The organism is Pseudomonas sp. MD195_PC81_125, assembly GCF_014060985.1.
GTDB classification, from domain to species: domain Bacteria; phylum Pseudomonadota; class Gammaproteobacteria; order Pseudomonadales; family Pseudomonadaceae; genus Aquipseudomonas; species Aquipseudomonas parakoreensis.
This window is the reverse complement of record NZ_JABULD010000975.1, coordinates 1-613: the sequence shown is the minus strand read 5'-3', so window position 1 is coordinate 613 and position 613 is coordinate 1. Positions and strand designations below refer to the sequence as shown.

General features: G+C 54.3%; 1 protein-coding gene. It reads right to left on the bottom strand.

Annotated elements, in window-relative coordinates; genetic code table 11:
* Window positions 1-119 (bottom strand): AsmA family protein (locus tag HT737_RS30680; protein WP_182404694.1); only part of this gene is annotated, 119 nt, incomplete at its 3' end.
* Window positions 120-613 lie beyond the last annotated feature (494 nt).

Here is a 613-nt window from a genome sequence, read left to right as displayed (position 1 = left end):
GCGTTGAGCGGCGGTTTGATCCGGTTCCAATCGAAGAACACGATGATCAGAACGAGTACCGCCAGCAGCAGTACGAGGATGGCGAAGGTCCAACTGAAGATTTTCCCGGTGCGCGTCATGCACAAAACTCCTGATGACGACCGCACGCCGACTTCGCGACGCACAGCTGAAACGGCGGGCCAAAGCGGCCCTCATGAAATCTACGACTGGCAAACAGTGCGCAGGTTTAATCGGAATATAGATTCCGTGGCAAAAAATCGCCCGAATGCTGACTGATTGGTCGAACAGCGTTACCGCTGCCCGCACATTTGCGAGGCGCGAGTGAGTCGAAAATACCCACTGCGGTGCAAAACCACCGCCCGCAAACGCCCGAGCTAGAGCGCCTCGGCAGAACAATCAATTCTGTTGATTATTACCATTGCGTTTATGAACTTTTATATCGACTTATCGAGAGTAGCATTGGCTCCGTACCCACTTTATCGCCCTCCCAAGGAGCAACCCATCATGAAACGCCAATTACTGCTCAGCCTTACCCTGTCGATGCTAGCCAGCACTGCTTTCGCCCTGCCCGCTGCCGATCAGGCTACCCCACAAGTGAAATCCAGCCACTCGG